Raw genomic sequence first — 9430 nt, forward strand, 5'->3', positions numbered from 1 at the left:
TCCAGATACGATTGAAAAAGGACCAAACGGAGCAACACCAGTTGACACGGATGGCGATGGAACACCAGATTACTTAGACGCTGATAGCGACGGTGACGGTATTCCAGATTCAGTTGAAGACAGCGGATGTACAGGCACAGCACCATGTACGCCAACCGATACGGATGGTGACGGTATTCCAAATTACTTGGATGCAGACAGTGATGGAGACGGTATTCCAGATACGATTGAAAAAGGACCAAACGGAGCAACACCAGTTGATACGGATGGCGATGGAACACCAGATTACTTAGACGCTGATAGCGACGGTGATGGTATTCCAGATTCAGTGGAAGACGCAGGATGTACTGGAACAGCTCCATGTACGCCAACCGATACGGACGGTGACGGTATTCCAAATTACTTGGATGCAGACAGTGATGGCGATGGTATTCCAGATACGATTGAAAAAGGACCAAACGGAGCAACACCAGTTGACACGGATGGCGATGGAACACCAGATTACTTAGACGCTGATAGCGACGGTGATGGTATTCCAGATGCAGTTGAAGATAATGGATGTACAGGAACAGCTCCATGTACACCAACCGATACGGATGGCGATGGTATCCCTAACTACTTAGATGTAGATTCAGACGGTGATGGTATACCAGATACGATTGAAAAAGGACCAAACGGAGCAACACCAGTTGACACGGATGGTGACGGTATTCCAAACTACTTGGATGCAGACAGTGATGGTGACGGTATTCCAGATGCAGTAGAGGATAGCGGATGTACAGGCACAGCACCATGTACGCCAACCGATACGGATGGCGATGGTACACCTAACTATTTGGATTTAGATTCTGATAATGATGGCATTTTAGATAGTTATGAAAATTCAGTATGTTCTCCAGCAGTTCCATTATGTGATACGGATGGCGATGGTATTCCTAATTATCTTGATTTGGACTCTGATAATGACGGAGTAATGGATGTGATCGAAGCAGGCGGTACGGATGCAAATAATGATGGAGAAGTTGATGGACCTATTGGCTCAAATGGAATTCCAGTTAACGCAAATGGAGGAGTTACACCAAATGATACAGATTCGGATGGTAATGTTGATCCTTATGATGTTGATGATGATGGCGATGGAATCGATACAATCGATGAAGATGTTAATGTTGATGGTGATCCAAGAAATGACGATACCGATGGTGATGGTATTCCTAACTATTTAGATATTGATTCCGATGGCGATGGTGTTTCAGATGCTCAGGAATTTATTGACGGAACAGATTCAACAGATCCATGTGATTTTGAATTGGATAGCATTACGTTACCTCAAGCAGCAAGTTGGAACAATTTAGATTGTGACAACGACGGTTTAACCAACGCTGAAGAGATAACTATTGGTACTAATCCATTGAATGCAGATACAGACGGAGATGGGGTTTTAGACGGTACGGAAGTAGACGACAACACCGATCCAACGAATCCGTGTGAGGCAAATATGGCAAATGTTACACTTCCTTTAAGTCAAGCGTTTTTAGAGGGAGATTGTGATGGAGACGGTTTAAGTAATGGTGAAGAAATTGGGCCAAATCCAAACGAACCATTTGATCCAAACGGCAATGGTATACCAGATTATTTGGAGCCAAACAACCACATGCCATCGGATGATGACTTAGAGATTTTCAATTTGGTTACTCCAAATGGTGATGGCGACAATGATGTTTTTGTGATACGAAACATTGAGCGTTATCCAGAGAATTCGGTTGAGATTTACAACCGTTGGGGTGTTCAAGTATTTGGTGTTAAAGGGTATGGTCAAAACCAAAACTACTTTAGAGGTATCTCTGAGGGAAGAGCAACGGTAAATCAAGATTCGGAGTTACCCGTTGGTACGTATTGGTACATCATCAAGTACAAAAATGCACAAGGTGTTTGGAAACAACGCGTAGGATATTTATATCTGAACAAATAAGAATAGACTAAAAGAGGGTGGATATTTTCTTCACCCTTTTCAAAAACAACGATACGATGAAAAAAGTTTTAGCGAGTATTATTTTAAGTTTTTTTGCAATAGGTATGTTGCAAGCACAGCAAGATGCACAATATACCAATTACATGTATAATACGATGAACATCAACCCGGCCTATGCAGGTTCGCGAGGCACCTTGAGCGTGTTTGGATTGCACAGAACACAATGGGTAGGTCTTGAAGGCGCTCCTACTACCAATACCTTTGCACTGCATGCCCCTTTTAGAGATTCTAATGTAGGTATGGGATTAACGGTGATGAATGATGTAATTGGTCCTTCAGAGGAAAGCACTATTTCGGCCGATTTTTCATATACGATCAACACATCAGATAGCTATAAGTTGGCCTTTGGTTTTCGCGCTACGGCGCATTTGTTGAATGTAGATTTCACCAAGTTGAATATCTACAATCCTGGGGATGTTATGGCGCAATACAATATTGACAACCGTTTTTCACCAAATTTTGGTGTAGGACTTTACTGGTATTCCGAAGACACCTATTTTGGATTGTCTGTTCCAAACATGATAGAGACACAGCACTTTGATAAAAATCAGGCACAGTATAACGCCTCTTCGGTTCCTTATGAGCGCATGCATTATCATTTCATAGCCGGTAGGGTGTTTGATATTCATCCATCGGTGCAATTCAAACCGGCCTTTTTAGCCAAAATGGTAGAAGGTGCACCGTTGCAATTGGATTTTTCGGCCAACTTTTTATTTAACGAGAAAATCACCTTGGGAGCAGCCTATCGATGGGATGCTGCTATGAGCATGTTAGCAGGGTTTCAAGTAAGCGACAACTGGTTTATTGGTTATGGTTATGACAGTGAAGTGACCAAATTAGCCAATTATAATTCAGGATCCCATGAGTTGTTCTTGCGTTATGAATTCAGCAGAAAGAAACAAGTAGTATCACCTCGATTTTTCTAAAACAGCATATGAAAAAGCAAATAACCTATATTTTAGTAGCCTTATTGGCTTCAGTTTCACAAGTAGTAGCCCAACAATCAAAGTTGGACTTGGCCCAAAAAAAATACGATCAATTAGCATATAGCGAATCCATCAAAATCTACGAGGACTTAGCCAAAGACGGTTATAAATCAAAAGAGTTGTTGGAAAATTTGGCCAATGCATATTACTACAAAGCCGATTTTGTACCTGCCAAACGTTGGTATGATTCCTTGTATGTTTTCACACAAGATTTATCAGCAAATACGTACAGCAAATATGTGAGTACGTTAAAAACCCAACAAGAGTATGTCAAAGCCGATCAGGTTATGGTGCAAATGGGAACAAAATACCCAAATGATTCTCGCGTGAAGGTATATGCGGCCAACAAAGAATACTTGAAGAATAGCAAAAAAGCACCTACTACCGCAAAAGTAATGAACGCTGGAATAAATAGTGCTAACTCCGATTTTTCTCCTGCGTTTTTAGGCGATAGTGCTATTGTTTTTAGCTCCACTCGTGCTACGCAGAAAGCCTTGGTAAGCAAACACAATTGGACGGGCGAATCCTATACCAATTTATACCTTGTTACCCAATTGTCAAAAAAAGGCAGCCAAGCGAAAGACAGTACTTCCCTTCCAAAAGGATTGAACGGACAAATCAACAAGTTTTATAACGAATCATCGGCGGTGTTTACCAAAGACGGTAAAACGATGTATTTCACCCGAAACAACCAATTAAAAGCAAGCGCTAAAACCGATACCCTAAACACGGTATTGTTAAAAATATACAAAGCAACGTATGACGGCAAAAAATGGGGCAACGTAAAAGAACTGCCATTTAATAACGACAACTACAGTTGTGCGCATCCTGCACTATCTGCAGATGAAAAGGAATTGTTTTTTTCATCCAATCAACCCGGCTCAAAGGGCATGTCGGACATCTACAAAGTTGCAATATTAGAAAACGACACCTATGGTATTCCAGAGAATTTAGGGGATGCTATCAACACCGAAGGCAGAGAAACCTTCCCCTTTATTACTAAAGATAACGTGCTTATTTTTGCCTCTGATGCCCGAGCAGGATTAGGAGGATTGGATTTGTATTATGTACACTTAGACAGCCAATACAAACAAGTAAAAACCCTTGGCGCTCCAATAAATTCAGCACAAGATGATTTTGGATTGATATACAAAGACGTACTTCAAGATGGATTTTTTACCTCTAATCGTACCGAAGATAACTTGGGAAAAGACGATATTTATAGCTTCAAATCATTAGAGCTTCCTAAATTGTTTAAAGTAGTGGCTGCTGTGCAACAGGAGCAAAGCAATACGCCGGTTGAAGCTCAAGTAACCCTATTAGACCAGGACAAAAATCCAATGGCTCAAGTAACGGCAAAAGACGGAAAAGTAACGTTTCCCGATTTAGAGCAAGGCAAAAAATATTTTGTTACCGTGACCCATCCCGATTTTGAAACCTTTGAAGGGCCTGTTGCTTATAAAGCAAAAGAAACAAACTTGGTATTCGAGCTTAAGAAAAGAGAGTTGGAATTATCAGAGGTGGACTTGGCTAAAATATTAGGCATTCGGATCATTTATTTTGATTTAGACAAGCATTTTATCCGAACAGATGCTGCTCTTGAGTTGCAAAAGATTGCTGATATCATGAAGGAGTATCCTCAAATGCGAATTGATGTGCGTTCGCATACCGATAGTCGAAGTGCTGCAGTATACAATCAAAAATTGTCACAAAAAAGAGCCGACGCTACAAGAGAATGGTTAATCAGTCAAGGTATTGCAGCCGATCGATTAACAGCACATGGGTATGGCGAATCAAAACTGGTAAACCAGTGTGCAGATGGCATAATTTGTTCAGATGAGGAACATCAAATCAATCGACGTTCAGAGTTTATTATCATTGAATAGTTTTTAATATAAATTTTAGGGCATGAAAAACAGCAATAATATTTTCAGTAAAAAAGTTTTGTTAGAACCAGACTTTAATAAAGAGGATATTGTAAACTTTTATTTACAGATCCTTAAAATGAAAAAGAAGCGGCCTCATATAAACACCATTAATTTATTAAAAAGGTGTTACCCTAGCGCAATTAAATTTATAGATGATTTAGTTGATAATAACAAAGCAAATAATGGATAGTATAAAAAATAGTATAAAAATAGGGGTCCTTTTTTTTGTAATTTCATCATGCTTTGCTCAAAAAAAACAAAGTAATCAAAGCGGGACACTGCAGGGTTATGAAATAACAATCAATACCCAAAACATTTTGAACGAAACCCTTCAACTTTCCTTGCAATATGGAACCGCAAAAAAAAAGTTGGTAACCGACAGTATCGTTGTTAAAAACAGCAATCAAAAAGTAGTTTTTAAACAATCCAAAAAAATCGTGGGCGCTATATATCGATTGGGATTAAAGTCAAATCCCAATAATTATATTGAGTTAGCGCTTGATAGCGGAAGCACAATTCAAGTTGTCATTTTATCTGCTAATACACAAACGTGGACCGTTACTAAAAACCAATTGAATATCGATTTTTTAGCCTATCAAAGAGTACCAAAACCAGAAGGGCTTTTGTTGCGAAACGAATTGATAAACAAGTATCCGAAAACCGCACTTCATTTGTATTTATGGGCTGAAAATAAAATAGATGCCCCAAAACCGCCAGATGTAAAAGCCCAAGAATTAGCTTATGCTGCTTTTTTTGACGAAGTAGCTCCAACAGAAAAACGGTTGGCTTTTTTACCTAATATCAATAAGTTGCTCTACAAGTTTGTAACGACGGTGCCCATTTCCAATGAAAATTACATAAAGCATGTGGATAAATTAATAAGTGGATTGGATTGTAAAATGCAAAATTATGTCATTTTTATCAAATATTTAGCGGCCAATATTTCCTTTTTTGAACGCTATAATTTAGAAGAAGCCTACAATCACTTATTTGAAAAGTACATCAAAGAAAATAGGTGCAAGGTTTTTACGGATGCCGAAATGAATAAATTTAGTAACGAATATGAAACCAATAAAAAAGTACCACTAAATAGTCTATTTCCAGATGTAACCTTTGCAAGAAAAGACAGTACAGCAGTAACGATTCAGGAGATCTATTCCAAAAACGATTTTACATTGCTCACTTTTTTTAGTCCAACATGCCAACATTGTATCGACAAGATGCCCGAAATTAGTAAGTTTATGGCAAACGTAAAAGAGAAGTATCCCCTCAAAAAAACAGGATGGATTACCGTTTTAAATGATACTGATGAGACCAAATGGATTGAATTTTTGGAGAAAAATCAATTGGAGCGTGTGGCCATAAATTTAAAATCGATGGATCCCACTAAAGCCTACCAACACCAGTTAAATACCTATTCAAACCCGTCTTACTTTTTACTAGATCAGCAGGGAAAAGTAGTATTAAAATCATTTAATAACAAAGCTATTTTAGAATTGATAAACCAATAAATTGTTCTTTGATTGACTTATTAATTAAAATCTGAGAAAGTTTGCGGCCAAATATACAAATACTAGCAGTTTACTGACAATAATGCTTTATAAACAAGAGTCCAGCTAATAAAAAAACAACTAATTTTCAGTTGACATCGTTACCAATACATTAGTGCCTGCTACCACAAATCGATACAAATGAATTTTGCTTTTTCAGCTTATATTCTATATTTTTGACTTTCAAAAACCCTAAATACAATAGAATATTAAATTCTTTTTTTATGTTTATGTTTTTTTATTTCAATACGTTTTTTGTCACTGTACCCGAGGCAATCCACGAAGAGAGCATGCCTAAAAGCACAATAGTAGCAACTACAATCCACACATTATTCCATTCAAAAACAACCGGATAAGGAAGGGTTGCGGTAATCATGAGCAATGAAAACTGCTGCTGCAATACGATGAGCAAAATAGCAAGCGCCATTCCAATCCCCAATCCAAAAAAAGTAATGAGTAATCCCTGAGCAAAAAAGATGCCCCGAATGGCTTTTGGAGTTAATCCAATATGCAACAAGGTTTTTAAATTTTCTCTTTTATCAATGATGATCATTACAATGGCTCCGGCCAAACAAAACAACGTAAGAATAACCACTAATGTACTGAACAAATAAATAAATACATTTTCCGATTGCAGCATTTTATACAATGCATCGTTCAACTGGGCCCTGTTTTTTATTTTAATGCCGTTCCCTAAAATTCGCTGCAAGGTTTTGCGCACTTCTTCTTCTGAATGTTGGGGCGCTACTTTAAGTTCAAGTGCCGTAAATTGTTGCGGATGTAAGCCCAGTAATTGTTGCGCTAGCGGTAGGTCACAGAAAACAAATTTGCTGTCCATTTCCTCGTTTACCGAATACACCCCTGAGGGAAACAACAGTGCTTTGTTAAAAGCATCCTCCGGATTTTCAATACTGCCCTTTCCGGGTTTGGGCACATATACTTCTAATTGGTGGTTGTAATCAAACAATCCAAGAGCTAATTTGCGGCTAATTTCGGCGCCCACAACTACTTCTTCAGAATGTTGGGTCAACCATTCGCCTACATACAAATGCTGGTTAAAATCTGTGACAGCGGCAAATTGAGAGTCTACTCCTTTAATTTCGGCTACGATTTCTTTTTCGTCGTATACAAAATATACGCGTTCCGAAACCACTTTGCTGAACGCAGTGAGAACGCCACTCTTGCGCAACTCAACTTCTTGAGTTGGGGTTAGGGTAAAAAATTTACCAGTGGCGGTTTCTACCTTATAATCAGGGTCGGTGGCATTGGCAAAATCAAGGGTAAATTCTTTCAGACCACTAAAAACCGATAAAAAAACAAACAAAGCCATAGTGCTGGCAATAATTCCCACAGAAGCAATGCCTGTAATGATATTGATGGCTTTGTTCTTGCTAAAACTAATAGCATAACGCTTGGCTATGTATAAGGAAAGGTTCAAATTATGATTTCTTTCTTTTTTCTAATAAATCGGGGTTTTCAATCGGATTTTCATCGCCGGCTAAGGCCTTGTCGATCTTTTCGATATAATCTAAACTGTCGTCGATGTAAAAAATTAAGTTGGGCACCTTGCGCAATTGGTTTTTTACCCGTTGGGCTAAGTCGTGTTTGATCAAGGGGGCATTGCTTTTTACGGCGGCTAAAATTTCGCCTGCTTTTTCAGTAGGGAAAACGCTCAAATGCACTTTTGCAATGGATAAATCGGAAGTAACGTTAACTTTTGAAACCGAAATTACTAGGTTATTGATGTTGTTTTTTCGGATTTCACCTTGTAAAATGGAGACTAAATCGTTTTGTAAAAGGGCTCCTATTTTTTTTTGTCTATTTGTTTCCATGGGACAAAAATACAATAAGATTTTTGATTGAAGATTACCGATTTCAGATTTTAGGCGTTTTGTATTGTTTTTTATTTTATAATTTTACAGAAAATAGCAGCATGAGAAAAATAGAACATATAGGAATCGCGGTAAAAAATTTAGAAGCCTCCAATTTGCTTTTTGAAAAGCTCTTTGGCCAACCGCCCTACAAAGAAGAAGCCGTAGCGAGCGAGGGAGTAAAAACGTCATTTTTTAGCAACGGCCCCAATAAAATAGAGTTGTTAGAAGCCACACATCCCGACAGTCCCATCGCAAAATTCATCGAGAAAAAAGGAGAAGGCATCCACCACATTGCCTTTGATGTAGAAGATATCGTGTACGAAATCGCCCGCTTGCAAAACGAAGGCTTTGTAGTCTTGAACGAAACGCCCAAACCCGGCGCCGACAACAAATTGGTCGCTTTTTTACATCCCAAAGGCACCAACGGCGTGTTGATCGAATTGTGTCAAGAAATGCCTAACACAAATGCCCACTAGTTAATTTAAGTACAAGTAAAAAAAAATTTGCAGTAAATAGAAATTAGCAGTAATATTGCAGTCTCTTAACCGGTCCTATAGCTCAGTTGGTTAGAGCACCTGACTCATAATCAGGTGGTCCCTGGTTCGAGCCCAGGTGGGACCACTAGTAAAATCAAGGGTTTCAAGATGTATTTCTTGGAACCTTTTTTTATAAGCAAGATTCAAGCAAGATTTTATAAGTTTCCTAACACACAAAAAGCCAAACAAATGCAATATTTTTGTAGATATAAAAATTAATAATTATTTATGATTATTGTTTTATAGATTTTTATTTTTTTAAATTTGTAACACATGAAATAATTTATAAAAAACTATTATTAATAAGGTTCCTTTTTCATTTCAATAAATAATATCATTATGAAAAAAATTCAAATTTTATGCTGCTTTTTATTTTTTAATTCAATCGTATTTGGACAACAAATTCTTTGGACAACCATAGAAAACACATCTTCAAAGTATGTTGCCAAAGAGAATGTAGCAAATGAAGTTTTAAGTTTTTATAATCATTATAGATTTTATAATGATGGTTCGGGTTATACTAA

Annotated in this window: 8 protein-coding genes and 1 tRNA gene; 7 read left to right on the top strand and 2 right to left on the bottom strand. The window is 37.9% G+C overall.

Translation table 11 applies throughout. From position 1 onward, the window contains the following. From ACIQ6Z_RS07895 to ACIQ6Z_RS07910, 4 genes are all read left to right on the top strand, one after another. The coding region (locus tag ACIQ6Z_RS07895) for a gliding motility-associated C-terminal domain-containing protein (protein ID WP_396210362.1) at nucleotides 1-1972 on the top strand (1972 nt) is incomplete at its 5' end. Between the two features lie 56 nt (nucleotides 1973-2028). Further along, nucleotides 2029-2958, top strand: a complete 930-nt coding sequence (locus ACIQ6Z_RS07900; protein WP_396210363.1) for a type IX secretion system membrane protein PorP/SprF — start codon at nucleotides 2029-2031, stop codon at nucleotides 2956-2958. 8 nt (nucleotides 2959-2966) lie between these two features. After that, entirely contained in the window at nucleotides 2967-4904 is a 1938-nt protein-coding gene (locus ACIQ6Z_RS07905) for an OmpA family protein (RefSeq protein ID WP_396210364.1), read from the top strand. 224 nt (nucleotides 4905-5128) lie between these two features. After that, the gene (locus ACIQ6Z_RS07910) at nucleotides 5129-6457 is read left to right on the top strand and encodes a TlpA family protein disulfide reductase (RefSeq protein ID WP_396210365.1); all 1329 of its coding nucleotides are present in this window, start codon (nucleotides 5129-5131) and stop codon (nucleotides 6455-6457) included. A gap of 277 nt (nucleotides 6458-6734) precedes the next feature. Here ACIQ6Z_RS07910 and ACIQ6Z_RS07915 read toward each other — a convergent pair whose 3' ends face one another. Both ACIQ6Z_RS07915 and rbfA read right to left on the bottom strand, forming a co-directional pair. After that, nucleotides 6735-7934: an ABC transporter permease gene (locus ACIQ6Z_RS07915; protein ID WP_396210366.1), complete on the bottom strand. Its 1200-nt coding sequence runs from the start codon at nucleotides 7932-7934 to the stop codon at nucleotides 6735-6737. A gap of 1 nt (nucleotide 7935) precedes the next feature. Further along, a complete protein-coding gene (gene rbfA, locus ACIQ6Z_RS07920; protein ID WP_396210367.1) occupies nucleotides 7936-8328 on the bottom strand; it encodes a 30S ribosome-binding factor RbfA in 393 nt (130 codons plus the stop codon). Between the two features lie 101 nt (nucleotides 8329-8429). On the opposite strand from rbfA, the gene mce reads away from it, so the two are divergent. The 3 genes from mce to ACIQ6Z_RS07935 form a co-directional block, all read left to right on the top strand. After that, a complete protein-coding gene (mce, locus tag ACIQ6Z_RS07925; RefSeq protein WP_396210368.1) occupies nucleotides 8430-8846 on the top strand; it encodes a methylmalonyl-CoA epimerase in 417 nt (138 codons plus the stop codon). A gap of 71 nt (nucleotides 8847-8917) precedes the next feature. Then, nucleotides 8918-8991: transfer RNA gene (locus ACIQ6Z_RS07930), tRNA-Ile, on the top strand. Between the two features lie 254 nt (nucleotides 8992-9245). After that, nucleotides 9246-9430, top strand: a 185-nt coding sequence (locus tag ACIQ6Z_RS07935; RefSeq protein WP_396210369.1) for a hypothetical protein, incomplete at its 3' end; no start/stop codon positions are given.

This window comes from Flavobacterium sp., assembly GCF_044376915.1.
In the GTDB taxonomy this organism is placed as follows: Bacteria; Bacteroidota; Bacteroidia; order Flavobacteriales; family Flavobacteriaceae; genus Flavobacterium.

Excerpts from the sequence above, each read along its gene's own strand:
- ACIQ6Z_RS07900 (WP_396210363.1), top strand. The coding sequence starts at position 2,029 with ATGAAAAAAGTTTTAGCGAGTATTATTTTAAGTTTTTTTGCAATAGGT.
- ACIQ6Z_RS07905 (WP_396210364.1), top strand. The coding sequence starts at position 2,967 with ATGAAAAAGCAAATAACCTATATTTTAGTAGCCTTATTGGCTTCAGTT.
- ACIQ6Z_RS07910 (WP_396210365.1), top strand. The coding sequence starts at position 5,129 with ATGGATAGTATAAAAAATAGTATAAAAATAGGGGTCCTTTTTTTTGTA.
- rbfA (WP_396210367.1), bottom strand. The coding sequence starts at position 8,328 with ATGGAAACAAATAGACAAAAAAAAATAGGAGCCCTTTTACAAAACGAT.
- mce (WP_396210368.1), top strand. The coding sequence starts at position 8,430 with ATGAGAAAAATAGAACATATAGGAATCGCGGTAAAAAATTTAGAAGCC.